Source organism: Citrobacter sp. Cu231 (genome assembly GCF_030332265.1).
GTDB lineage: Bacteria > Pseudomonadota > Gammaproteobacteria > Enterobacterales > Enterobacteriaceae > Citrobacter > Citrobacter meridianamericanus.
The window spans coordinates 507,064-533,148 of sequence record NZ_JAOWIE010000029.1; the positions used below are offsets into that span (position 1 = coordinate 507,064).

The window sequence follows — 26,085 nt, forward strand, 5'->3', positions numbered from 1 at the left end:
CGGTAGGGAGAGGGTGAAAAAAAGAGATTACTGATAGACCGGTAACAGATCCACGCTCGACAGAATATGGATAATCGCGTTGCCGATACCAAATACCAGGATTAGCGCAATCATCGGCTTGCCGCCCCAGACGCGGAATTTCGGGCTACCGAAACGCTCACGGGATTTACGTGCCAGCAGCGCCGGTACAATGGCGGCCCAGATGGTTGCCGCGAGTCCTGCATACCCAATGGCGTACAGGAAACCGTTCGGCCACAGCAAGCCACCCACAATTGGCGGGACAAACGTCAGCAATGCCGTTTTAAAACGCCCCATCGCCGAGTCATCAAAGCCAAACAGATCCGCCAGGTAGTCAAACAGACCGAGCGTAACGCCAAGGAATGAACTCGCCACTGCAAAGTTAGAGAACACCACTAACAGTAGATCAAGGCTGCGACTGTTCAGTACGCCGCTCAGCGCCTGTACCAACACATCAATGTTACCGCCCTGCTGCGCAATACCGATAAACTCCGGACGTGGAATATTACCCATCGTTCCCAGCAACCATACGGTATACAGCACCAGCGCCAGCAGCGTGCCATACACCAGACATTTCACAATGGTCTTCGGATCTTTGCCGTAGTACTTCATCAGGCTAGGGACGTTACCGTGATAACCAAATGAGGCCAGGCAAAACGGCAGCGTCATCAGCAGGTACGGTGTATACGAAGCATTGCTTTGTGCCACATTAAACAGCGTAGTGGGCGTAACATGCCCCAGCAGACTACCAAAGGTCAGGAAAAAGGTAATCACCTTCGCGCCCAGCACAATCGCCGTCATGCGGCTAACCGCTTTGGTGCTTAACCACACCACAAATGCCACCAGCAGTGCAAAGCCAAGACCCGCCGCGCGCGCCGGAACATTCAGCGACATCTCGGAGAAAGTGTGATGCAGAATCGAGCCGCTCGCCGAAATGTAGGCGTAGGTCAGGATATAGAGAACGAAGGCGATCGAGATGCCGTTCACCACGTTCCAACCTTTGCCCAGCAGATCTTTCGTGATGGTGTCAAAGCTGGAACCAATGCGGTAATTAAGGTTCGCTTCGAGGATCATCAGTCCGGAATGCAGCATACAGAACCAGGTGAAGATCAGCGCTGCCATTGACCAGAAAAACCACGCCCCGGACATGACCACTGGCAGAGAAAACATCCCCGCGCCAATAATGGTGCCGCCGATAATCACCACGCCGCCGAGCAGCGAAGGTGACGTTTGGGTGGTGGTTAGTGTTGCCATTTAGCCATCTCTCCAGTCATTTATATTGTGACTACATCTCAATGTGCTGCACTGTACCAGTACACGAGTACAAATGAAATAAAAAAAGCCCCGATTGTTGAGATCGGGGCTGTATATATTACTTTACGCAGTGAAACTTATGCGTCACCGCCGAAACGACGACGACCAGCGGAGTCATCACGACGCGGAGCAGAAGAATCGTCACGACGCGGACCACGGTTGCCTTCACGGCGTTCGCCGCTGAAACGACGACCATCGCCACGACCGCCTTCACGACGCTCACCGCTGAAATTACGACCTTCGCCACGACCACCTTCACGACGCTCGCCGCTGAAGCGGCCACCGCCACGACGCTCACCACCGGTGTGCGGAACTGCATCGCCAACCAGCTGCATGTTCATCGGTTTGTTCAGGATGCGAGTACGGGTAAAGTGCTGCAGCACGTCGCCCGGCATACCTTTCGGCAGCTCGATGGTGGAGTGGGAAGCAAACAGCTTGATGTTACCGATGTAACGGCTGCTGATATCGCCTTCGTTAGCAATCGCGCCAACGATATGACGAACTTCAACACCGTCATCACGGCCCACTTCAATGCGGTACAGCTGCATATCGCCAACGTCACGACGTTCACGACGCGGACGATCTTCACCACCACGGTCATTACGCGGGCCACGATCGTTGCGGTCACGCGGACCACGATCGTCACGGTCGCGGAATTCGCGTTTCGGACGCATCGGTGCATCTGGCGGCAGGATCAGCGGACGTTCGCCCTGAGCCATTTTCAGCAGTGCGGCTGCCAGCGTTTCGATATCCAGCTCTTCTTCCGGCTGCATTTTCGCCAGCAGAGCACGGTACTGATCCAGATCGCTGCTTTCCAGCTGCTGCTGTACTTTAGCGGCGAATTTTTCCAGACGGCGTTTACCCAGCAGTTCTGCATTCGGCAGTTCTACTTCCGGAATCGTCAGCTTCATGGTGCGTTCGATGTTACGCAGCAGACGACGCTCACGGTTCTCAACGAACAGCAGCGCACGGCCAGCACGACCCGCACGACCAGTACGGCCGATACGGTGAACGTAAGACTCGGAATCCATCGGGATGTCGTAGTTAACAACCAGGCTGATACGCTCAACGTCCAGGCCACGGGCCGCAACGTCGGTTGCAATCAGAATGTCCAGACGGCCATCTTTCAGACGTTCCAGAGTCTGCTCACGCAGGGACTGGTTCATGTCGCCGTTCAGTGCAGCGCTGCTATAACCGCTACGCTCCAGCGCTTCTGCCACTTCCAGGGTCGCATTTTTGGTACGAACGAAGATAATCGCCGCATCAAAATCTTCTGCTTCCAGGAAACGCACCAGCGCTTCATTTTTACGCATGCCCCAGACAGTCCAGTAGCTCTGGCTGATGTCAGGACGTGTGGTAACGCTGGACTGAATGCGTACTTCCTGCGGCTCTTTCATAAAGCGGCGGGTAATACGACGAATCGCTTCCGGCATAGTCGCGGAGAACAGAGCGGTCTGATGACCTTCCGGGATCTGCGCCATGATGGTTTCAACGTCTTCGATGAAGCCCATACGCAGCATTTCGTCTGCTTCGTCCAGTACCAGACCGCTCAGTTTAGAGAGGTCCAGAGTCCCGCGCTTCAGGTGATCCAGCAGACGGCCCGGCGTACCGACGACGATCTGTGGTCCCTGACGCAGGGCACGTAATTGCACGTCATAACGCTGGCCGCCGTACAGGGCAACCACGTTCACGCCGCGCATGTGTTTAGAGAAATCCGTCATGGCTTCTGCAACCTGAACCGCCAGTTCGCGGGTCGGTGCCAGCACCAGAATCTGAGGTGCCTTCAGCTCAGGATCAAGATTGTTGAGCAGCGGTAAAGAGAACGCTGCAGTTTTGCCGCTACCCGTCTGGGCCATACCCAGAACATCGCGACCGCCCAGCAGATGCGGAATGCACTCTGCCTGGATTGGAGATGGTTTTTCGTAACCCAGATCGTTAAGGGCTTCAAGGATAGGAGCCTTCAGGCCCAGATCTGCAAAAGTGGTTTCGAATTCAGCCATGTAGTACGTGTGCCTCAAAATTAATGGCGGCCAGTCTACATAACTCATCATGAAATTGATCTGCAATTTTCATTGAAAAGTGTGAACCGGCTCAAAGTAGGTGTATTAACGAACAACAACGCCCTCACCCGTGAAGGTGATGGCAATCAAAAAAGATTACGGGCTGATGTGTACGTCAGCTATTGCTGGTCCGATTCTGCCAGGTCATCTTGGTCCTGGCCCAGGAGCGATAATTCCAACAATGCGTATCGGTGCTCAACAAAGTTATGCACGTTGTTAGCCACCGCCAGTTTGAACAATGCCGTAGCGTTGTCCAAATCCCCCAGACTTAGGTAGTACTTACCTAAATAGAAGTTGGTTTCACTGAGATGCTCAGCGAGCGAGGTGTTATCCGTTGCGTCCGCCTTCAGGCGTTCCATCAGCGTTGCTTCGCTAATGTTGCCCAGGTAGAACTCGACAATGTTCCATCCCCATTGCTCTTTATCCGATTTTTCAAAGCGTTGCTTTAACGCTTCTTTAGCCTGCTTCTCATCGAGCTTCTGCTCGGCGAGATAAAGCCACAGACTACGGAAAGGATCATTGGGATCGTCTTGATAAAACGCTAGCAGATCATCTTGCGCTAACTTGTCGCGACCGCCGTAATACAATGCGATACCGCGATTTAAGTGCGCGTAGTTGTAAGTTGGATCAAGCTCAAGTACAGAATCAAACGCTTCATAGGCAGCATCAAAATTGCCTGCCTGCGTTAAATATATACCTAAGTAATTGAATACTTCAGGCATATCTGGTCGGATTGCCAGCGCTTGTGAAAAATCATTCCGCGCTAGTGCCCTCAGACCGAGACTATCATACAACACTCCGCGCTCATATAAAAGCTGTGCGCGTTCGTCATCGGTTAAAGCCCGACTGGCAAGAATTTGTTCCATACGTGCCAGAATCACTTCCTGCTGCAAAGTCGGTTGCAATGGTACTGCGAGGACTTCACTCTTACGCCAGGCGGAATTACTGCATCCAGCCAGCGTGAGTGCTGTCGCAACGAAACACCAGCGCAAAAAAGGCTTCATTTCCCACTCCCGAAGACAACGATTGAATGAACGTCCAGGTTCCCCGGTTGCTAACAAGGCGTCCTGCCGGGTTAAAGGCCCTCCGCTTTCACGGAGGGCAATGGCAACCTTACTCGCCCTGTTGGCTTACCGGAGCTTCCGGTTCGCCTGCAGGTTGAGACTGCTCAGTTGCTTCTTTAATGCTCAGACGTACGCGGCCCTGGCGATCAACTTCCAGAACTTTGACCGGTACTTCCTGGCCCATCTGCAGGTAATCGGTCACTTTCTCAACGCGCTTATCAGCGATCTGAGAGATGTGCACCAGACCTTCTTTACCGCCACCGATGGCAACGAACGCGCCAAAGTCAACGATACGGGTCACTTTACCATTGTAGATACGGCCTACTTCGATCTCTGCGGTGATCTCTTCGATACGACGGATAGCATATTTCGCTTTTTCGCCGTCAGTCGCAGCAATCTTCACGGTACCATCATCTTCGATTTCAATGGTGGTGCCGGTTTCTTCGGTCAGGGCACGGATAACAGAACCGCCTTTACCGATAACGTCTTTGATCTTGTCCGGGCTGATCTTGATGGTGTGGATACGCGGAGCAAATTCAGAGATATCGCCACGCGGTGCGTTGATCGCTTGTTCCATCACACCCAGGATGTGCAGACGCGCACCTTTAGCCTGGTTCAGAGCAACCTGCATGATCTCTTTGGTGATACCTTCAATTTTGATATCCATCTGCAGTGCAGAGATACCGTCGCGGGAACCCGCCACTTTGAAGTCCATATCGCCCAGGTGGTCTTCGTCGCCCAGGATGTCAGACAGCACAACATAGTTGTCGCCTTCTTTCACCAGCCCCATCGCGATACCCGCAACGGCCGCTTTGATTGGCACGCCTGCGTCCATCAGCGCCAGGGAAGCGCCACATACGGAAGCCATGGAAGAAGAACCGTTAGATTCGGTGATTTCAGAAACCACACGCACGGTGTACGGGAATTTATCCAGTTCCGGCATTACTGCCAGCACGCCACGCTTCGCCAGACGACCGTGACCAATCTCACGACGCTTCGGAGAACCGACCATGCCGGTTTCACCTACGCAGTACGGAGGGAAGTTGTAGTGGAACAGGAAGTTGTCAGTACGCTCGCCCATCAGTTCGTCGAGGTTCTGCGCATCACGGGTGGTGCCCAGGGTCGCAGTAACCAGCGCCTGAGTTTCACCACGGGTGAACAGTGCGGAACCGTGGGTACGCGGCAGAACGCCAGTACGCACGTCCAGACCACGGATCATGTCTTTTTCACGGCCGTCGATACGCGGCTCGCCTGCCAGTACGCGGCTACGAACAACGTTTTTCTCGATAGCGTGCAGGATTTCACCCAGTTCGTTAGCGTCCAGGGTTTCGTCTTCAGCCACCAGAGTCGCGATGGTTTCAGATTTGATCACGTCAACCTGAGCGTAACGCTCTTGTTTGTCGGTGATGCGGTAAGCATCGCTCAGGCGAGCTTCTGCCAGTGCGGCAACGCGCGCGTTCAGCGCTTCGTTTACGGCTTCTGGCTGCCAGTCCCAACGCGGTTTGCCAGCTTCTTTCGCCAGCTCGTTGATCGCCTGAATAACAACCTGCTGCTGTTCGTGACCGAATACCACAGCGCCCAGCATCTGGTCTTCGCTCAGCAGTTCAGCTTCAGATTCAACCATCAGTACGGCAGCTTCTGTACCAGCAACCACCAGGTCCAGCTTGCTTTCTTTCAGTTCGTCCTGGGTCGGGTTCAGTACGTACTGGTCATTGATGTAACCAACACGTGCAGCACCGATCGGGCCGTTGAATGGGATGCCAGACAGAGTCAGTGCAGCAGATGCACCAATCATCGCCACGATGTCCGGGTTAACCTGCGGGTTAACAGAAACAACAGTCGCGATAACCTGAACTTCGTTAACGAAGCCTTCCGGGAACAGTGGACGAACCGGGCGGTCAATCAGACGCGCGATCAGGGTTTCGCCTTCACTCGGACGGCCCTCACGACGGAAGAAGCTACCCGGGATACGGCCAGCAGCGTAGGTACGCTCCTGATAGTTAACGGTCAGCGGGAAGAAATCCTGGCCTGGTTTCGCTTTTTTCTGGCCAACAACGGTAACGAATACCGCAGTGTCATCCATGCTAACCATAACAGCGGCAGTCGCCTGACGCGCCATCATGCCGGTTTCCAGCGTAACGGTATGCTGACCGTACTGGAATTTACGAACGATCGGATTAAGCAAAATAATATCCTTTCTCTATTTTTTGACGGCACATTTTTGCGCCATCGTTAATACCCGATCTTCTGCGCATCCTCGCGACTAATGACAACCCTAACCCATAAGCATGAGTAAAGCCTCTCATTAGCCGCGCGAACCTCTGCAACGGAAGATCATTCATAGCAACAATACATTAGTTTCCAGCGAATTGCTGCCATCTGCTGGAAAAAAGGGGCCATGAAGGCCCCCTCTTTCTGAAACTCGAAAGAATTAGCGACGCAGACCCAGACGCTCGATCAGCGCGGTGTAACGTGCAACATCTTTACGTTTCAGGTAGTCGAGCAGTTTACGACGCTGAGAAACCATGCGCAGCAGACCACGACGGCTGTGGTGATCTTTTTTGTGCTCTGCAAAGTGGCCCTGCAGGTGGTTAATCTGTGCAGTCAACAGAGCAACCTGAACATCGGTAGAACCGGTGTCGTTTGCATCACGACCAAACTCAGAAACGATTTTAGCGGTAGCTTCAGTACTTAGAGACATTTTAAAACTCCAAAGTGTTAAGAATGAAAGGATGCCGATCTCTAATTCAGCTATCCCAGTGTATACACTTTATCCTTCAAACTGACTCTGCGTTGGCTGCGTCCGCTCACCTCAGTCACTTGTAAGCTCCTAAGGATTCTCAGACTTGCCGCCTGGATGCAGCTCGAATGATTTTGTGTATACGCCACGCACATTGTTAAACAATTTACGCGACGTTAAGCGGCAGTATTCTACTCGCAGCGCCCTTTTATCGCAAGACAGAGAGCGTTATGCCGGATATTCAACCACCAGGCGACGGGGGGCGACGCGACCTTCATCGTCGATCGCCCCCATGCCAATAAATTTACCGTCATCGCCTTCCGTCACACGCACCAGGCCTTCCAGCGGGGCACCTGTCGTACGTACCGGGTTACCATTTTTAAAGTAAACCGACGATGTTAAAGGCAAATTAACCACCGGATAGTCCGATGCCGGACTGTCCATTGGCATCAGCAAAGGATCAAGCAACTGCGCCGCCGGAATATTTTGCTGTTCGGCCTGTTCAGCCAGTTCACGCAAATGCTCCAGCGTGACCATACGATCCACCGGATACTTGCTGACCGTCAGACGACGCAGATACGTTACGTGTGCGCCGCAGCCCAGCTTCTCACCGAGATCGTCAACGATGGTGCGAATATAGGTGCCTTTAGAGCAGTGAACTTCCAGTTCCAGCTCGTTACCTTCGTGGCGAATAAACAACAGCTCATAGACGGTAATCGGTCGCGCTTCACGCGGAACTTCAATACCCTGACGCGCATATTCGTACAGCTTCTTACCCTGATACTTCAGCGCCGAATACATTGAGGGAATCTGCTCGATATCGCCGCGGAAAGTCTCCAGCGCACTTGCAAGCTGCTCAGCGGTGAAAGTTACCGGACGTTCCTGCACGATTTGCCCATCGGCATCAGAGGTATCAGTACGCTGACCCAGACGGGCAACCACACGATAGCGTTTATCAGAATCCAGCAAGTACTGTGAAAATTTCGTCGCTTCACCGAGGCAGATAGGCAGCATGCCTGTCGCCAGCGGATCCAGCGCGCCGGTATGTCCCGCGCGGTTGGCATTATAGATGCGCTTTACTTTTTGCAGTACGTCATTGCTGGACATGCCTTGCGGTTTGTCCAGCAGCAGAACACCGTGAATGTCGCGACCACGACGACGAGGACGACTCATCAGTCCTCCTTGCTGTCGTCCGCTGGGTTCACACGACGCTCATCGTCATGTTTCACCACGCTGGTCACCAGGTTGGACATGCGCATCCCTTCTACCAGCGAGTTGTCGTAGAAGAAGGTCAACTCAGGCACGATTCGCAGACGCATGGCTTTACCCAGCAGAGAGCGGATAAAACCAGAGGCTTCCTGCAGTGCCTTAATGCCGTTTTTCACGGCCGCTTCGTCCTGGTCGTTAAGGAAGGTCACGAACACTTTGGCATAGGCCAGATCACGGGACATCTCAACACCAGACACGGTAGTCATCATGCCCACGCGTGGGTCTTTGATTTCGCGTTGCAGGATGAGTGCGATTTCTTTCTGCATCTCCTGCGCGACACGCTGTGGGCGACCAAATTCTTTCGCCATAATAAATTCTCCAGAATAAAGACAAAAAAGGGGCAATAAGCCCCTTTTTAAATTTCTTGCCGGGTGGCGCTTCGCTTACCCGGCCTACGCTTATTCATCTTCTCAGGATTTTGGGCTGCAAGTTGCGGCCCAAAAGACGACGAAGATTATGCGATGGTACGTTTGATCTCGATGATCTCGAACACTTCGATCATATCGCCAACGCGAACATCGTTGTAGTTCTTAACGCCGATACCACATTCCATGCCGTTACGGACTTCGTTGACGTCATCTTTGAAGCGGCGCAGGGATTCCAGCTCGCCTTCATAGATAACCACGTTATCGCGCAGTACGCGGATTGGGTTGTGACGTTTAATCGTACCTTCGGTAACCATACAGCCTGCGATAGCGCCGAATTTCGGTGATTTGAACACATCACGAACTTCAGCCAGACCGATGATCTGCTGTTTCAGCTCCGGAGACAGCATGCCGCTCATCGCCGCTTTCACTTCGTCGATCAGATGATAGATGACGGAGTAGTAACGCAGATCCAGGCTTTCAGATTCGATAACTTTGCGTGCAGAGGCATCAGCACGGACGTTGAAGCCAACCAGAATCGCGTTGGATGCCGCAGCCAGGGTCGCGTCGGTTTCGGTGATACCACCCACGCCGGAACCGATGATCTTCACTTTTACTTCGTCGGTAGACAGTTTCAGTAAAGAGTCGGAAATCGCTTCGACAGAACCCTGCACGTCGGCTTTCAGGACGATGTTCACTTCGTGAACTTCACCATCAGTCATGTTAGCGAACATGTTTTCAAGTTTAGATTTCTGCTGACGAGCCAGTTTAACTTCACGGAATTTGCCCTGACGATACAGTGCAACTTCACGGGCTTTCTTCTCGTCACGAACCACGGTGACTTCGTCACCAGCCGCCGGAACACCGGACAGACCGAGGATTTCCACCGGAATGGACGGACCCGCTTCCAGGACTTCCTGACCCAATTCGTTACGCATCGCACGAACGCGACCGTATTCAAAACCACAGAGTACGATGTCGCCTTTGTGCAGCGTACCTTCACGCACCAGTACGGTAGCAACCGGACCACGACCTTTATCCAGGAAGGATTCGATAACCGCACCGCTCGCCATACCCTTACGGACAGCCTTCAGTTCCAGAACTTCAGCCTGCAGCAGAATAGCATCCAGCAGCTCATCGATACCGGTACCCGCTTTCGCAGAAACGTGGACGAACTGGCTCTCGCCGCCCCACTCTTCCGGCATGATGCCGTACTGGGACAGTTCGTTTTTAACGCGATCAGGATCCGCTTCTGGTTTATCGATCTTGTTGACTGCAACCACTACCGGCACACCTGCCGCTTTCGCGTGCTGGATTGCTTCGATAGTCTGCGGCATCACGCCGTCGTCTGCTGCAACAACCAGAACAACGATATCCGTTGCCTGAGCACCACGAGCACGCATGGAGGTAAACGCGGCGTGACCCGGAGTATCTAGGAAGGTGATCATACCGTTGTCAGTTTCAACGTGGTACGCACCGATGTGCTGAGTGATGCCGCCTGCTTCGCCAGAGGCCACTTTCGTAGAACGAATGTAGTCCAGCAGAGACGTTTTACCGTGGTCAACGTGACCCATGATGGTGACTACCGGTGCGCGCGGTTCAGCCGCTGCGCCGGTGTCACGGTCGCTCATTACTGCTTCTTCCAGCTCGTTTTCACGACGCAGGATAACTTTATGGCCCATCTCTTCGGCAACCAGCTGTGCGGTTTCCTGGTCGATGACCTGGTTGATGGTCGCCATTGCACCCAGTTTCATCATCGCTTTGATGACCTGAGAGCCTTTAACTGCCATCTTGTTCGCCAGATCGCCAACGGTGATGGTTTCGCCGATCACAACGTCACGGTTAACGGCCTGAGCCGGCTTCTGGAAGCCCTGCTGCAGAGCGGAACCTTTACGCTGCTTACCGCCTTTACCACCGCGAACCGCTGCACGCGCTTCTTCACGGTCAGCTTTAGATTCAGCGTGTTTGTTGCCTTTTTTCGCCGGACGCGCGGCTTTCGCGCTGCGAGTACGACCACGACCGCCTTCAACTTCACGATCGTTCTCGTCTTCAGCCTGGCGAGCATGCTGGGAAGTGGTGACGTGATAATCGCTGGTATCTTCAACAGGTTCAGCGTTATTCACACCATTTTTCTCGTTTTCTTCCGCCATACGGCGAGCTTCTTCCGCTACGCGGCGCGCTTCTTCTTCAAGCTTGCGACGTGCTTCTTCTTCCGCTTTACGCTTCAGTTCAGCGGCTTCATTTTCACGGCGGGCTTTTTCGGCCTGGGCGGTTTTAGTCATATCGTCGGTCTGTTGATTGCTCACTTTGTCTTTTTCCGCAGCTTCACGTTTCGCTTTATCAGCGGCTTCACGCTTAGCTTGTTCTGCGGCCTCACGTTCGGCTTTTTGTTGCGCCTCGCGTTTGGCAGCTTCTTCTGCCTCACGACGGGCTTGCTCTTCCGCTTCACGCTGCGCCTGCTCTTCCGCGGCCAGGCGTTCAGCCTCTTGCGGATCGCGTTTCACAAAGGTGCGTGTCTTGCGGACTTCGATTTGTACCGATTTGCTTTTCCCACCGGTACCTGGAATATTGAGAGTACTGCGCGTTTTACGCTGCAATGTCAACTTATCCGGCGCTGAGCCGTTTTCACGGTTCAGGTGCGCCAGTAAGGTTTGTTTCTCTTGTGCGGATACAGAGTCGTCAGCAGACTTCGGGATACCTGCATCAGCAAATTGCTGTACCAGGCGATCCACGGAGGTCTGTATCTCTGCAGCCAGCGTTTTTACGGTTACATCTGTCATACTGTTCCTTCCTGCTACAGTTTATTACGCTTCGTCGCCGAACCAGCAAATATTACGGGCAGCCATAATCAGCTCACCGGCTTTTTCGTCGGTCAACCCTTCGATATCAGCCAGATCATCAATGCCCTGTTCAGCGAGATCTTCCAGCGTACAAACACCACGGGCAGCCAGTTTGAAGGCCATCTCACGATCCAATCCTTCCAGATTCAGCAGATCGTCAGCCGGTTTGTTATCACCGAGGCTTTCTTCCTGGGCCAGTGCCAGAGTGGTCAGTGCGTTTTTAGCACGCTCGCGCAGCGCTTCAACGGTCTGTTCATCCAGGCCGTCAATTTCCAGCAGCTCTTTCATTGGCACGTAGGCCAGTTCTTCCAGCGTCGCAAAACCTTCTTCCACCAGAACTGTCGCGAAATCTTCATCGATATCGAGATATTTGGTGAAGGTGTCAATGGCTGCATGTGCTTCAGCCTGATGCTTCGCCTGCAGGTCATCAACGGTCATCACGTTGAGTTCCCAACCGCTCAGTTGTGAAGCCAGGCGGACGTTCTGACCATTACGTCCAATCGCCTGCGCCAGGTTACCGGCTTCAACCGCGATATCCATGGTGTGTTTGTCTTCATCCACCACGATAGAAGCGACGTCTGCTGGTGCCATTGCGTTAATCACGAACTGCGCCGGGTTATCATCCCACAGGACGATATCAATACGCTCGCCGCCCAGTTCGGTAGAAACCGCCTGAACGCGCGCACCGCGCATACCCACACACGCACCGACCGGATCAATACGCTTGTCGTTGGTCTTAACGGCGATTTTCGCACGCGATCCAGGATCGCGGGCTGCCGCTTTAATTTCGATCACTTCTTCGCCAATTTCCGGCACTTCGATGCGGAACAGTTCAACCAGCATTTCCGGTTTGGAACGGGTTACGAACAGTTGCGCACCGCGCGCTTCCGGGCGTACAGAGTACAGAACGCCACGAATACGGTCACCTGGACGGAAGTTTTCACGCGGCAGCATGTCTTCACGCAGGATCACGGCTTCAGCATTGCTGCCCAGATCCAGAGAAATGTTGTCGCGGTTTACTTTCTTCACCACGCCAGTAACGATTTCGCCTTCGTGCTCGCGGAATTGATCAACAACCATTGCACGTTCAGCTTCACGTACTTTCTGTACGATAACCTGTTTCGCGGTCTGGGTGGTGATACGGTCAAAGGTGACAGACTCAATCTGATCTTCAACATATTCGCCCACGTTCAGACTTTCGTCTTCGAAACGTGCTGCTTCCAGCGTAATTTCTTTGGTCGGCTGAGTAACTTCTTCTACGATTACCCAACGACGGAAGGTATCGAAATCACCGCTTTTACGATCGATTTCTACGCGAACGTCGATCTCTTGCTCATATTTTTTCTTTGTTGCTGTAGCCAGCGCACTTTCCAGCGCTTCAAAAATTTTCTCGCGTGGCAGCGCTTTTTCGTTGGATACGGCTTCAACAACAGCCAAAATTTCTTTGTTCATCGCGGGCTTTTCACCTCAATCCAGACTGTTAAAAGTGGGGAACCAGGTTCGCCTTCTGGATATTACTCAGCGCGAACACTTCATCTTTACCGTCGACTGTGACCGTGATCATCTCACCGTCCACCGCTTTGATAACGCCCTGCCATTTACGGCGGTTTTGTACAGCCATACGAAGAACCAGCGTGACTTCTTCACCCAGGAAACGCACGTAGTGTTCAGCGGTGAACAAAGGACGGTCGAGACCCGGAGAGGAGACTTCCAGGTTATAGGCAACGGTGATCGGGTCTTCGACATCCATCACGGCGCTTACCTGATGGCTCACATCAGCACAATCATCAACATTGATGCCATCTTCACTATCAATATAGATGCGCAGTGTGGATGTGCGACCGCGAATAAATTCGATGCCGACTAGTTCGTAGCCCAGAGCTTCAACTGGCGCTGTAATCATCTCTGTTAATTTTTGCTCTAATGTGGACAAGCCCACCCCCAAGACATAAAAAAAGGGCCTAAAGCCCAGTTATTCTGTAGTCAGATAACAAAAAACCCCGATAAATCGGGGCTTTAGATAACTGAACCCTATAACCGCACCTGCGGTTCGGAGAACCTTCCGAAAGAATTTTTTTCAAATCCAGCTACGAAGGCCTAAGTCTTCACAGTATATTTGAAAAAGAACTCTAAGGGAAAGTGGTTGCGGGGGCCGGATTTGAACCGACGACCTTCGGGTTATGAGCCCGACGAGCTACCAGGCTGCTCCACCCCGCGCCTGAAACGTGGCAAATTTTACGCGTTTTGGGTAAAAAATGCAAATACTGCTGGGATTTGGTACCGAGGACGGGACGTAAAATCTGCGCACAGTATATTGATTCACTATGCGGTATGTCAACCTTGTTACGACTATGCAAATCAATGAATGCTGGCCCGCAGATGTTCAGCAAGATAAATATGCTATCCACGCCGTTATTTAACGAAATTATCACTAAACTCTTCCTGTCACCCAGAAAAGATGATTAAATGAAAACTCATTTATTTTGCATAAAAATGCAATCAGTATAATAAGCCGACCTCTTCACCAGTCTATCAAGCAGGGTTTTATTTTATGACGACGATTCTCAAGCATCTCCCGGTAGGTCAACGTATTGGTATCGCTTTTTCCGGCGGCCTGGACACCAGTGCAGCACTGCTGTGGATGCGACAAAAAGGGGCTGTCCCATATGCATATACTGCGAATTTGGGCCAGCCAGATGAGGATGACTATGACGCCATCCCTCGCCGTGCAATGGAATATGGTGCTGAGAATGCTCGCCTGGTAGATTGCCGTAAGCAGCTGGTTGCCGAAGGGATCGCAGCCATTCAGTGCGGTGCATTCCACAATACCACCGGCGGACTAACCTATTTCAATACCACTCCGCTGGGCCGTGCAGTCACTGGCACCATGCTGGTTGCTGCCATGAAAGAAGATGGCGTAAATATCTGGGGTGACGGCAGCACCTATAAAGGGAACGATATTGAACGTTTCTATCGTTACGGTCTGCTGACCAACGCCGAACTGCAGATTTACAAACCATGGCTGGATACCGACTTCATCGACGAACTCGGTGGTCGCCATGAGATGTCTGAATTTATGATTGCCTGTGGTTTCGACTACAAAATGTCCGTTGAGAAAGCGTACTCCACAGACTCCAATATGCTCGGCGCGACCCACGAAGCTAAAGATCTCGAGTTCCTGAACTCCAGCGTCAAAATCGTCAATCCGATTATGGGCGTGAAATTCTGGGATGAGAGCGTGAAGATCCCAGCAGAAGAAGTTACCGTACGTTTTGAGCAGGGTCATCCGGTTGCACTGAACGGTAAAACCTTCAGCGACGACGTTGAGATGATGCTGGAAGCCAACCGTATCGGTGGCCGTCACGGTCTGGGTATGAGCGATCAGATTGAAAACCGTATTATTGAAGCGAAGAGCCGCGGCATTTACGAAGCCCCGGGGATGGCGTTGCTGCATATCGCCTACGAGCGTCTGCTGACCGGTATTCACAACGAAGACACCATCGAGCAGTATCACGCGCACGGTCGCCAGTTGGGTCGTCTGTTGTATCAGGGCCGCTGGTTCGACTCTCAGGCGCTGATGCTACGTGATGGTCTACAGCGTTGGGTTGCCAGCCAGATTACGGGTGAAGTTACGCTGGAACTGCGTCGCGGTAATGACTACTCAATCCTCAACACCGTGTCAGACAATCTGACTTACAAACCAGAACGTCTGACCATGGAAAAAGGCGATTCGGTATTCTCTCCGGACGATCGTATCGGTCAGTTGACCATGCGTAATCTGGATATCACCGATACCCGCGAGAAGCTGTTCGGCTACGCGCAGTCTGGCCTGCTCACCGCCTCTTCCGCAACCGGCCTGCCGCAGGTTGAGAATCTGGAAAACAAAGCGAAATAAACATTCATCATCTTAAGGCCGCGAAAGCGGCCTTTTTTATGCGCGGAATATGAGAGATATGGCTTGTAATAATGTCGGATGGCGGCGTAAACGCCTTATCAGGCCTACAGCACAGCTACAAATGACAGACGAAAAAAAAGACGCTTTTCAGCGTCTTTTTTTCGGAATTTGGTACCGAGGATGGGACTCGAACCCACAAGCCCGTTAGGGCACTACCACCTCAAGGTAGCGTGTCTACCAATTCCACCACCTCGGTACAGAATACTTAGCGTGGGATGTCGCTGGTCGGCTGAGCCGGAGCAGCTGGCTGAGTTTGTTCGGTTTTCACCGGTGCGCTCAGATTTTCCCACTCACTTCCTTTATTGGTCTTGTTGCTGTTCATGTTACCCAGCACCAGACTGATAATGAAGAACAAGGTTCCTAATACAGCTGTCATACGGGTCATGAAGTTACCAGAACCACTTGAACCAAACAGAGTACCAGAAGCGCCTGCGCCAAAAGAGGCTCCCATATCAGCGCCTTTGCCTTGCTGCAGCATGATCAAGCCTACCAGGCCAATTGCCACAATAAGGAAAACTACTAAAAGAGCTTCGTGCATAATCAACCTGTTCCTTGCGGAGTTGCCGCGTACAATGCTTCGACCATTAAAGCGGGAATATTTACTGTTTCCCACTGAAGCGGGTGTGAATACTAACCAAAGCGAATAACCTTCGCAAGGGCAATTTGTTAGCATTGTATCAACTGCGGAAAAAATCGCCACATCAATCAAAAACGCAGCAACTTCTCCCAGCATCTCTGCATGACGGCACGTTGATCGTCAAGATTCGCCCATACCACAACGGGGATTTCACAAATCAGATCTGCGTTTTCCGGCCAGCAATGAATAATTTGCTGATTCACCAGCTCCTCCGCCACCATCGACTCGGGTAACCATGCCATCCCCATATGGCGTAGAACCATTTCTCGTATTGTTTCGCTTAAACCACTCTCAAACACTTTTTTCAGACGTGGGCGAACACGCTGTTCAGCTGGCTCAATAATGCGTCTGACAAAGGTGTAATCGCTGTAGCAAAGCCACGGGATCGGTGCATGCAGATCGTTAAGCACATTAGCAAGTTGCGCAGAAATAACCGGTATAAATCGCTCATATCGCCATAGCGAACGCTTTAATCCTCCGGCGATCTCCAGCCCCGGCTGCGCAGACGGCAAATCATATGTCACCAGCAGATCGATTTGCCGGTCTATCAGGGCGTTAAAGTGGTTGTCTATCCCCTGAATGCTGGCATTTACCGTGAAATTTAACTGCGGTTCACTTTGTCGCAGATAGTTGATCATATCCGGCAAGATATTCACCGACAGCGTATGCAGGCTAACCATTACCAGCGTATTGTCCGTTGCTGGCATCATCGCCGCCAGCTCGTGGCGCGCCTCTGTTAACGTGCTGAGGACGTGCCGGGCATACGGTTCAAAGCGCTCACCATAATGCGTCAGCGTAACGGGAGTCGTGGTCCGGTCAAACAATGGCACCCCCAACACCTCTTCCAGCGCCTTTATACGGCGACTGAGCGCTGGTTGAGTAATATGCCGCTGCGCTGCGGCCTGAGAGTAGTTTCCATGCTGACTCAATGCCAGAAAATCTTCCAGCCACTTACAATCCACGTTGAACTCTCCACCATGCCATAACCGCATCCTCCAATAACAAATCGGTAATAGTCATAGTTATAGTAATGGCTTTATGGTGGGCATCATAACAACAATATTCCGTTTCACCTGCCGACTCTCACCCTCGACGTTTGACAGGACCGATATGTTTACTTTATTGACCAATGCCCGTATTTTTTCTCCGGAGGATTTAGGCCTCTGCTCCCTGCTCATTCATGCCGACCGCATTGTTGCGGTGGAAAAAGATATTTCTCTGTTTAATAGTGTCGACGAGGTCATTGATTGTCGGGGGAAATGGGTTATCCCTGGCATCATCGATCAGCATGTCCATCTTACCGGTGGCGGTGGCGAAGCCGGATTTGCCAGTCGCACGCCAGCCGTTAAGCTGCGAGACCTGATTCAGGCAGGTATTACCACGGTTGTCGGCGTGTTGGGTACCGATGCCATTTCTCGTTCCCCCAAAGATCTCTACGCTAAAATGCAATCGCTCAACCTTGAGGGATTACGCGCGTTTATGCATACGGGAGCCTACGCGGTACCCAGCCCAACCATTACGCGATCCATCCGCGATGATATGACGTTCATTCCGGCGATTCTTGGCGTAAAAATCGCCCTCGCCGATCACCGTGGTTCTTACCCCTCTTTCCAGGAATTACTGAGGATAGTCAGTGATATCCGCGTAGCTTCCCTGCTGGCAGGGAAAAAAGGGTTGCTGCATGTTCACCTGGGGAATCTGCCAGAAGGGATGTCACAGCTTATTGAACTGTGTGATGCAGGCATTCCGACTCACCACATTTCACCAACCCATGTTGCGAGAACAGAGCCCTTGTTTGAACAGGCAATTGCTTTCGCCCATCGCGGCGGCCATATTGACGTGACATCCGGTGGTAGTCGCTTCATGCCTCAGGAACAGGCGATCCTCCATGCTCTGGAAGCCCAGGTCCCGGCCGATCGCATCACGATCAGCTCTGATGGTAATGGTAGCGTTCCGCGGTTTAACGCTCAGGGGATCGTGGAAGGTTTAAGCGCAGCACCGGTCGCAGGTAACCTTAATCTGCTTCCTCGCCTGATTGATGTGGGGATTCCGGTGCCACAGGCGATTGCGATGTTGACGGCAAACGTGGCGCGCTCGCTGGGTATTTCCGGTGGTGTACTCTGCGCCGGGGAACGTGCCGATATTTGTGTACTCAACGATGACCTCTCGCTGGCCCATCTGTTTGCTGCGGGTAAGCCGTTGCTACGGAATGGCGAGTGCCAGGTTACCGGCAACTTCGAGTAAGGGGGCGAGAATGTCATTATTATTGGCGCTACTCGCCATCATTTTTGCCGGACGTCTGATCCTCAAAAAATATCACCCCCAGTCGGTGCTGCTCCTGACCGGGATTGTGCTGCTGCTCATCGCGCATTTTAGCGGGATGACCACGCTCAGCAGCCTGGTGAAAAAGAGCACCGGATTTGGTCCCTTTGACGCCTTTGAGTTTATCCGCGATACCCTGAGCGTGCGTCTCGGCGGCCTCGGGCTGCAAATTATGCTGATCGGTGGGTTCGCCACCTATATGTCAGCCATTGGCGCAAGCCAGGTGCTGGTTCGGGTAACGTCTCGTCCTTTGCAGCGTCTGAACTCACCGTACCTGCTGTTGGGCCTGGCGTTACTACTGGGCCAATTCCTGTCGCTGTTTATCAGCAGCGCCACCGGACTTGGCCTGCTGTTGATGGCGACGCTTTACCCGTTACTGACCCGTCTTGGCTGTAGTCGCGCCGCCGTTGCCGCCGTTATCGCCAGCACCTGTGCGGTTGAATTTGGTCCGGGTTCCGGCAACTCAGTTCTCGCCGCTAAAACCGCCGGCATTGAGGTGGTGAATTATTTCGTGCAGGATCAGTTGCCAATCGTTGTCCCCGTTATTCTGTTCATCGCCCTGCTGCATATTGTTGTACAACGCTTTTTCGACCGTCGTGAAATTGGTGACAATGTGGCTCAGCAAATGCAAACACTAACGTCTTCCGATGAAGCCGATGCACCGATCGCCTGGCTGTTTCTGCCCATGCTCCCACTGGTGTTGATGCTGGTGTGCAGCGATTTAGTATTCAGCTCGCTCAAAATTACGCTCGATACCGCCGTACTGATAAGTCTTGCCATTACCCTGATCTTTGAGTACTGCCGCCACCGTAAGGCACGCGACGTGATGGCCGGCGTACAAAAAGTTTTCGACAGCATGGGCAGCGTATTTGCCACCGTGGTGACGCTGATTATCGCCGGTGAAGTTTTTTCTGCCGGACTGAAAGCCATTGGCGCCGTCGACGCACTACTGTCGCTTTCTGGTGAATTTGGCCTCAGCGCCGCCTCGATTATCCTGCTAATGACGCTGATCACCTTTGCGATTTCCGCCCTGATGGGCTCCGGGAATGCGGCATTTTTCTCATTCGCCCCAATGGTACCGGACATCAGCCGTCATATCGGTAGCGACATCGCAGTCATGATGTTGCCTATCCAGATCTCGGCGGGCATTGGTCGTACGTTATCCCCCATTGCCGGCGTCATCATTGCTATCGCGGGAATCGCTGGCGTTTCGCCAGTCGATATTGTTAAGCGCACCGCAATTCCGATGCTGGGCGGTTGGTTACTGATGATTGCGTTGACTTTTGCCCGGTCAGGGCATTTGCTGGCAATACTGCCGTGGCTGGCAGTCCTTGTACTGCTGATGGTCGCCGGTTACTTCTGGCAGCGCAGACGTAAACAGCCGCTTGCCGTACAGTAAAAAAAAAGCCGGAGTCTCTGACTCCGGCTTTCGCTGTTTAAGTGATTACACTGCTTTCACGGCATCTGCAATACGGTGTGCGAATTCAGTCACCTGCGCTTCGTCTTCACCTTCAACCATCACGCGAATCAACGGTTCAGTACCTGATTTACGCAGCAGGACACGTCCACGATTGCCCAGCGCCGTTTCAACTTCGGTCATCACCGCTTTTACGTTTTCATGCTCCAGCGGATCGCCGCCACCTGCGGTGTAACGTACGTTAACCAGCAGTTGTGGGAACATTTTCATGCCGCTGCACAGGTCGTGCAAACTCATATGGTTGCGCACCATCGCCGCCAGGACCTGCAAACCCGCCACGATGCCGTCACCAGTGGTGGTTTTGTCCAGCAGGATCACATGGCCTGAGTTTTCGGCACCGATACGCCAGCCTTTTTCCTGCATTTTTTCCAGTACGTAGCGGTCGCCGACTTTCGCGCGGGCAAACGGAATACCCAGCTGTTTCAACGCCAGCTCGAGGCCCATGTTGCTCATCAGTGTGCCTACCGCGCCACCGCGCAACTGCCCCTGACGCAGGGCTTCACGAGCGATGATGTACATGATCTGATCGCCATCGACCTTATTACCTTCGTGGTCAACCATAATGACACGGTCGCCATCGCCGTCCAGCGCTATCCCCAGATCGGCTTTTTCCGCAATCACGCGCGCCTGCAGGGCACGGACGTCGGTGGCGCCAACTTCTTCATTGATGTTCACGCCGTTTGGCTCACAGCCAATAGCAATCACGTTCGCACCCAGCTCGCGCAGTACATTTGGCGCAATGTGGTACGTCGCACCGTTGGCGCAATCCACCACGATTTTAAGCTCACTCAGGCTTAGCTCATTCGGGAAGGTGCCTTTGCAAAACTCGATATAGCGACCAGCAGCATCAACGATACGGGTAGCTTTACCCAGCTCAGCCGAATCTACACAGGTGATCGCTTTTTCCATTTCGGCTTCGATAGCTTCTTCAACGGCATCCGGCAGTTTAGTCCCGTCGATGGAGAAGAATTTAATCCCGTTGTCATAGTACGGGTTGTGCGAAGCAGAGATAACAATCCCGGCCTCAGCACGGAAAGCGCGAGTCAGATAAGCAACGGCAGGAGTTGGCATTGGGCCCGTGAAAGAGGCAGAAAGACCGGCAGCAGCCAGACCCGCTTCCAGCGCAGACTCCAGCATATAGCCAGAGATACGCGTATCTTTACCGATAATAATTTTACGTGAACCATGACGTGCCAGCACTTTACCTGCAGCCCACCCCAGTTTAAGGACAAAGTCAGGAGTAATGGGGGCGTCGCCTACGCGTCCGCGAATTCCATCAGTGCCAAAATATTTACGATTACTCATAGCGTTTTTTTTCCTTTGCAGACAATGTGGCTTCCACCACACGCATCGCTTCTACGGTTTCTTTGACGTCATGGACACGAACAATCTGCGCCCCCTGCATTGCGGCAATGACCGCGCACGCCAGACTGCCGCTCAGGCGTTCGGATGGCCCCACATTCAGCAGTTGGCCAATCATTGATTTTCGTGACATTCCAACCAGCAGCGGCAGATTAAAATGATGAAACTCCGCCAGACGTGCCAGTAATGTGTAGTTGTGGGTGAGATTTTTACCGAATCCGAACCCGGGGTCGAGCAACAATTTATCTTTTGTGATTCCAGCCCGTTCACAACGCGCTATTTGCTCAACAAAATAACGATTTACATCAGCAAAAACATCCTCGTATTTTGGTGCTTCCTGCATGGTTTTCGGCTGCCCCTGCATATGCATCAGGCAAACTGGCAATCCGGATTCCGCTGCAGCTTCCAGCGCTCCGGGTTCCGAGAGTGAGCGAATGTCATTAATGATATGTGCGCCGGCTCTGGCGCTTTCGCGAATCACTTCCGGTTTTGAGGTATCGACAGAAATCCACACTTCAAAACGCTGAGCAATCGCCTCCACCACCGGGATCACTCGCTGCAACTCTTCTTCGACGCTCACATCGGCAGCACCTGGACGCGTGGATTCACCACCCACATCAATGATAGTCGCCCCGGCGTTAATCATCAGGTTGGCGTGTTTCACCGCCTCAACCAGAGAATTGTGCGCCCCGCCATCGGAAAAAGAATCTGGCGTGACGTTCAAAATCCCCATGACATGTGGATGGCTGAGATCCAGTGAAGAACCCTGAGCAAAGAGTTTCATAGCTTTATCCCTGAAAAAATCTTGAATATGCAGATAAGAAAAACCCCGGAGCAAGCCCCAGGGTTTTCAATTAAAACACGGTCATCATCAACGATAACTTATTTGTCGCCCAGTTGCTCTGACATGGTGCCAGAGTCCGGCGCACGCGGTTCATCAACCGGACGCGGTGCGCTAGGCTTACCGGTGCTGCCAGAGTTGTTGTTAGAAGAACCCGGTTCTTCCCAACCCGCTGGCGGACGCACGTCGCGGCGAGCCATCAAATCGTCAATCTGCGGTGCATCGATGGTCTCATATTTCATGAGCGCATCTTTCATCGAGTGCAGAATATCCATGTTTTCATTCAACAGACGACGCGCACGGTCATAGTTACGTTCAATCAGCAGTTTAACTTCCTGATCGATAATGCGAGCCGTTTCATCGGACATATGTTTAGCTTTCGCCACAGAACGTCCCAGGAACACTTCGCCTTCTTCTTCAGCATACAGCAACGGTCCGAGTTTCTCGGAGAAGCCCCACTGAGTAACCATGTTACGCGCCAGATTCGTCGCGACCTTAATGTCGTTCGACGCACCGGTAGAAACGTGCTCAACACCGTAGATGATCTCTTCCGCCAGACGACCGCCGTACAGCGTGGAGATCTGGCTTTCCAGTTTCTGACGGCTGGCGCTAATTGCGTCGCCTTCAGGCAGGAAGAAGGTCACACCCAGTGCACGACCGCGCGGGATAATCGTCACTTTGTGCACCGGATCGTGTTCCGGTACCAGGCGACCGATAATCGCGTGGCCTGCTTCGTGGTACGCGGTAGATTCTTTCTGCGCTTCCGTCATCACCATGGAGCGACGTTCCGCACCCATCATGATTTTGTCTTTCGCTTTCTCGAACTCAACCATCGACACGACGCGCTTGTTGCCGCGAGCAGCAAACAGCGCCGCTTCGTTCACCAGGTTCGCGAGGTCCGCACCAGAGAAGCCTGGCGTACCACGTGCAATGATTGCCGCATCGATATCCGGAGACAGCGGTACGCGACGCATATGCACTTTCAGGATCTGTTCACGACCGCGAACGTCCGGCAGACCAACCACAACCTGACGGTCGAAACGGCCTGGACGCAACAGCGCAGGGTCAAGTACGTCCGGACGGTTAGTTGCCGCGATAACGATAATACCTTCGTTACCTTCGAAGCCGTCCATCTCAACCAGCATCTGGTTCAGCGTCTGCTCACGTTCATCGTGACCACCGCCCAGACCTGCGCCACGCTGGCGACCAACGGCGTCGATTTCATCGATAAAGATGATGCACGGTGCCGCTTTCTTGGCTTGTTCGAACATGTCACGCACACGAGATGCACCGACACCGACGAACATTTCCACGAAATCAGAACCGGAAATTGTGAAGAAAGGAACCTTCGCCTCACCTGCGATAGCTTTTGCCAGCAGAGTTTTACCTGTACCCGGAGGACCGACCATCAGGACGCCTTTCGGGATTTTACCGCCCAGCTTCTGGAAACGGCTCGGTTCGCGCAGATACTCAACCAGTTCAGCAACTTCTTCTTTTGCTTCGTCACAACCGGCAACGTCAGCAAAAGTGGTTTTGATCTGATCTTCCGTTAGCATGCGCGCTTTGCTCTTACCGAACGACATGGCACCTTTGCCACCACCGCCCTGCATTTGACGCATGAAGAAGATCCAGACACCAATCAGCAGCAGCATTGGGAACCAGGAAATGAAGATAGAAGCCAGCAGGCTCGGCTCTTCAGGCGGTTCGCCAACAACCTTGACGTTTTTGGTCAGCAGGTTATCAAGCAGCTTCGGATCGTTAACCGGAATGTAGGTCGTGTAACGGTTACTATCTTTCTTGGTAACGTTAATCTCACGTCCGTTGATCTTCGCTTCACGAACCTGGTCCTGATTGACCTCTTGCAGGAAGGTAGAGTAATCAACCTTACGGCCATTAGACTCGCTGGGCCCAAAGCTCTGGAATACTGACATCAGCACAACGGCAATGACCAGCCAGAGAATTAGGTTTTTCGCCATGTCACTCAAGGGATTAACCTCATATTACAACTGTGTTAAAAACAGCGTCAGGATACTCTATATCCAGTTTCTTTCAAACTTTCGTTTGAAATCTACCGGTTATGGTTTACGCCCGGTCGCTACAATATACACTTCACGCGAACGGGCGCGAGAAGAGTCCGGCTTACGAACTTTGACCTTCGTAAACAGGGAGCGAATCTCTCTTAGATACTCATCGAAGCCTTCGCCCTGGAACACCTTCACTACAAAACTACCACCTGGCGCTAATACATCACGAGCCATTCCAAGCGCCAGCTCTACCAGATACATGGCCCGGGGAATGTCCACCGCCGGTGTTCCACACATATTTGGCGCCATATCAGACATGACAACTTGTACTTTACTGTCACCTACGCGCTCAAGTAACGCTTTCAGGACTAATTCATCACGAAAGTCGCCCTGAAGGAAGTCCACACCAACGATTGGATCCATAGGTAAAAGATCGCAAGCGATAATGCGGCCAGTGTTGCCGATCTGCGTAACCGCATATTGCGACCAACCACCGGGTGCAGCACCGAGATCAACAATCGTCATCCCCGGTTTAAAAATTTTGTCACTTTGCTGTATTTCATCAAGTTTAAACCAGGCACGGGAACGTAACCCCTTTTTCTGCGCCTGTTGAACATATTTATCGCTAAAGTGTTCCTGAAGCCAGCGACTCGAGCTGGCAGAACGCTTTTTACCTGTCATTTCACATTCCCAAAGGGCAGTTCATCGTAACCAATGGTGTAAATTTCTACACAGCTATTTGGCGATATATGGGAGATGGCGGTAGAATGACCCGTTTTCAATCCCAACGTAAGCAAAAATATACGATGAATCTGAGTACTAAACAAAAACAGCACCTGAAAGGTCTGGCACATCCGCTCAAGCCTGTAGTTATGCTTGGCAACAATGGTTTGACCGAAGGGGTACTGGCCGAGATTGAACAAGCGTTAGAGCACCATGAACTTATCAAGGTGAAAATCGCCTCGGAAGATCGCGATACCAAAACCTTGATCGTGGAAGCTATCGTACGCGAAACCGGCGCCTGTAACGTACAGGTCATCGGCAAAACGCTGGTACTGTATCGCCCGACTAAAGAACGTAAAATCTCGCTGCCACGCTAAGAATATCCCAAAGTTGCACACGAAGTTTGTGTAAAACGCGGGATTTTCCGCTAGCAGGAGAGCAAAATGCCACGCTCTCTTCGTTGATAAAAGGCCGCTATGCGGCCTTTTTCCTTTCTTTACAATACATCAACATCTTGAGTATTGGGAAATTCTTACAGGTATTCGACCTTCGTCACTTCATATTCAACTTCACCGCCCGGCGTTTTGATAACCACCACGTCATCCTGCTCTTTGCCAATCAGGCCACGAGCGATAGGCGAGCTCACCGAAATCAGGTTCTGTTTAAAATCGGCTTCATCATCGCCGACAATACGCCAGGTCTGCTCTTCGTCGTTATCAAGATTCAGCACGGTAACCGTCGCACCGAAAACGACGCGGCCATTGTTCGGCATTTTAGTGACGTCGATAACCTGCGCGTTGGACAGTTTAGCTTCGATATCTTTGATGCGCCCTTCGCAGAACCCCTGTTGTTCACGCGCCGCGTGGTACTCCGCATTTTCTTTCAGGTCGCCATGCTCACGCGCATCTGCAATAGCGGCAATGATTTCAGGACGGCGCACAGATTTCAGAAAATCCAGCTCTTCGCGCAGTTTTTCAGCACCACGTAAGGTCATCGGGATAGCTTGCATTTGTTATACCTCTTGAACATTCCTGTAGGGGGCGGTTGCTCTCACCCCGGCTGCTAAGCACACTC

General features: G+C 52.4%; 22 protein-coding genes and 2 tRNA genes. 4 read left to right on the plus strand and 20 right to left on the minus strand.

Translation table 11 applies throughout. The features are described from left to right. Positions 1–27 precede the first annotated feature (27 nt). The 12 genes from mtr to OGY15_RS05505 form a co-directional block, all read right to left on the minus strand. A complete protein-coding gene (mtr, locus tag OGY15_RS05450) occupies positions 28–1,272 on the minus strand; it encodes a tryptophan permease (RefSeq protein ID WP_151217852.1) in 1,245 nt (414 codons plus the stop codon). A gap of 137 nt (positions 1,273–1,409) precedes the next feature. Further along, the gene (gene deaD / locus OGY15_RS05455) at positions 1,410–3,332 is read right to left on the minus strand and encodes an ATP-dependent RNA helicase DeaD (RefSeq protein ID WP_061068683.1); all 1,923 of its coding nucleotides are present in this window, start codon (positions 3,330–3,332) and stop codon (positions 1,410–1,412) included. Continuing rightward, positions 3,325–3,405 carry a protein YrbN gene (yrbN, locus tag OGY15_RS05460; RefSeq protein WP_010723222.1) on the minus strand — a complete coding sequence of 27 codons (81 nt, stop codon included), beginning with the start codon at positions 3,403–3,405 and terminating at the stop codon, positions 3,325–3,327. The genes deaD and yrbN overlap by 8 nt, the downstream gene beginning before the upstream one ends. A gap of 106 nt (positions 3,406–3,511) precedes the next feature. Then, positions 3,512–4,396, minus strand: a complete 885-nt coding sequence (nlpI, locus tag OGY15_RS05465; protein WP_003024982.1) for a lipoprotein NlpI — start codon at positions 4,394–4,396, stop codon at positions 3,512–3,514. A gap of 109 nt (positions 4,397–4,505) precedes the next feature. After that, positions 4,506–6,641 (minus strand): polyribonucleotide nucleotidyltransferase, encoded by a 2,136-nt coding sequence (gene pnp / locus OGY15_RS05470; RefSeq protein ID WP_005131812.1) that lies wholly within the window; start codon positions 6,639–6,641, stop codon positions 4,506–4,508. Between the two features lie 246 nt (positions 6,642–6,887). Further along, positions 6,888–7,157, minus strand: a complete 270-nt coding sequence (gene rpsO, locus OGY15_RS05475; protein ID WP_000059465.1) for a 30S ribosomal protein S15 — start codon at positions 7,155–7,157, stop codon at positions 6,888–6,890. Positions 7,158–7,424: 267 nt separating this feature from the next. Then, positions 7,425–8,369 carry a tRNA pseudouridine(55) synthase TruB gene (gene truB / locus OGY15_RS05480; RefSeq protein ID WP_286538697.1) on the minus strand — a complete coding sequence of 315 codons (945 nt, stop codon included), beginning with the start codon at positions 8,367–8,369 and terminating at the stop codon, positions 7,425–7,427. Then, complete coding sequence (rbfA, locus tag OGY15_RS05485; RefSeq protein ID WP_003024988.1) at positions 8,369–8,773, minus strand: 30S ribosome-binding factor RbfA; 405 nt, start codon at positions 8,771–8,773, stop codon at positions 8,369–8,371. Before rbfA ends, truB begins: the two co-directional genes overlap by 1 nt. A 146-nt stretch (positions 8,774–8,919) precedes the next feature. Beyond that, positions 8,920–11,610 carry a translation initiation factor IF-2 gene (gene infB / locus OGY15_RS05490; protein WP_151217854.1) on the minus strand — a complete coding sequence of 897 codons (2,691 nt, stop codon included), beginning with the start codon at positions 11,608–11,610 and terminating at the stop codon, positions 8,920–8,922. A 24-nt stretch (positions 11,611–11,634) separates the two neighbouring features. Beyond that, entirely contained in the window at positions 11,635–13,122 is a 1,488-nt protein-coding gene (nusA, locus tag OGY15_RS05495) for a transcription termination factor NusA (RefSeq protein WP_043017784.1), read from the minus strand. Between the two features lie 28 nt (positions 13,123–13,150). Continuing rightward, positions 13,151–13,603 (minus strand): ribosome maturation factor RimP, encoded by a 453-nt coding sequence (gene rimP / locus OGY15_RS05500; RefSeq protein ID WP_061068860.1) that lies wholly within the window; start codon positions 13,601–13,603, stop codon positions 13,151–13,153. 207 nt (positions 13,604–13,810) lie between these two features. Continuing rightward, a tRNA-Met gene (locus OGY15_RS05505) sits at positions 13,811–13,887 on the minus strand. A gap of 334 nt (positions 13,888–14,221) precedes the next feature. Here OGY15_RS05505 and argG point away from each other — a divergent pair. Further along, positions 14,222–15,565, plus strand: a complete 1,344-nt coding sequence (argG, locus tag OGY15_RS05510) for an argininosuccinate synthase (protein ID WP_005131837.1) — start codon at positions 14,222–14,224, stop codon at positions 15,563–15,565. 169 nt (positions 15,566–15,734) lie between these two features. Here the strand turns inward: argG and OGY15_RS05515 are convergent. From OGY15_RS05515 to OGY15_RS05525, 3 genes are all read right to left on the minus strand, one after another. Then, positions 15,735–15,821: transfer RNA gene (locus OGY15_RS05515), tRNA-Leu, on the minus strand. A 9-nt stretch (positions 15,822–15,830) separates the two neighbouring features. Further along, the gene (gene secG, locus OGY15_RS05520; protein WP_151217855.1) at positions 15,831–16,163 is read right to left on the minus strand and encodes a preprotein translocase subunit SecG; all 333 of its coding nucleotides are present in this window, start codon (positions 16,161–16,163) and stop codon (positions 15,831–15,833) included. Positions 16,164–16,330: 167 nt separating this feature from the next. Continuing rightward, positions 16,331–17,224 carry a LysR family transcriptional regulator gene (locus OGY15_RS05525; RefSeq protein WP_151217856.1) on the minus strand — a complete coding sequence of 298 codons (894 nt, stop codon included), beginning with the start codon at positions 17,222–17,224 and terminating at the stop codon, positions 16,331–16,333. A gap of 148 nt (positions 17,225–17,372) precedes the next feature. Here OGY15_RS05525 and iadA point away from each other — a divergent pair, with 148 nt between their 5' ends. Together iadA and dcuC are read left to right on the plus strand one after the other, a co-directional pair. Beyond that, entirely contained in the window at positions 17,373–18,506 is a 1,134-nt protein-coding gene (gene iadA, locus OGY15_RS05530; RefSeq protein ID WP_286538706.1) for a beta-aspartyl-peptidase, read from the plus strand. Between the two features lie 10 nt (positions 18,507–18,516). Continuing rightward, a complete protein-coding gene (gene dcuC, locus OGY15_RS05535) occupies positions 18,517–19,983 on the plus strand; it encodes a C4-dicarboxylate transporter DcuC (RefSeq protein ID WP_151217858.1) in 1,467 nt (488 codons plus the stop codon). A 45-nt stretch (positions 19,984–20,028) separates the two neighbouring features. Here dcuC and glmM read toward each other — a convergent pair whose 3' ends face one another. The 4 genes from glmM to rlmE all read right to left on the minus strand — a co-directional run bounded on the left by glmM (position 20,029) and on the right by rlmE (position 24,969). Next, the gene (glmM, locus tag OGY15_RS05540; RefSeq protein ID WP_151217859.1) at positions 20,029–21,366 is read right to left on the minus strand and encodes a phosphoglucosamine mutase; all 1,338 of its coding nucleotides are present in this window, start codon (positions 21,364–21,366) and stop codon (positions 20,029–20,031) included. Beyond that, entirely contained in the window at positions 21,359–22,207 is an 849-nt protein-coding gene (gene folP, locus OGY15_RS05545) for a dihydropteroate synthase (RefSeq protein ID WP_187260107.1), read from the minus strand. The genes glmM and folP overlap by 8 nt, the downstream gene beginning before the upstream one ends. A 98-nt stretch (positions 22,208–22,305) precedes the next feature. Beyond that, complete coding sequence (gene ftsH, locus OGY15_RS05550; RefSeq protein WP_043017790.1) at positions 22,306–24,240, minus strand: ATP-dependent zinc metalloprotease FtsH; 1,935 nt, start codon at positions 24,238–24,240, stop codon at positions 22,306–22,308. A 99-nt stretch (positions 24,241–24,339) separates the two neighbouring features. Next, positions 24,340–24,969, minus strand: a complete 630-nt coding sequence (rlmE, locus tag OGY15_RS05555; protein ID WP_003025015.1) for a 23S rRNA (uridine(2552)-2'-O)-methyltransferase RlmE — start codon at positions 24,967–24,969, stop codon at positions 24,340–24,342. A 125-nt stretch (positions 24,970–25,094) separates the two neighbouring features. Between rlmE and yhbY the strand changes: the two genes are divergently transcribed. Beyond that, on the plus strand, positions 25,095–25,388 hold the full coding sequence (gene yhbY / locus OGY15_RS05560; RefSeq protein ID WP_003025016.1) for a ribosome assembly RNA-binding protein YhbY: 294 nt from the start codon (positions 25,095–25,097) through the stop codon (positions 25,386–25,388). Between the two features lie 155 nt (positions 25,389–25,543). Here yhbY and greA read toward each other — a convergent pair whose 3' ends face one another. Continuing rightward, positions 25,544–26,020 (minus strand): transcription elongation factor GreA, encoded by a 477-nt coding sequence (greA, locus tag OGY15_RS05565; protein WP_286538709.1) that lies wholly within the window; start codon positions 26,018–26,020, stop codon positions 25,544–25,546. Positions 26,021–26,085: the final 65 nt, after the last annotated feature.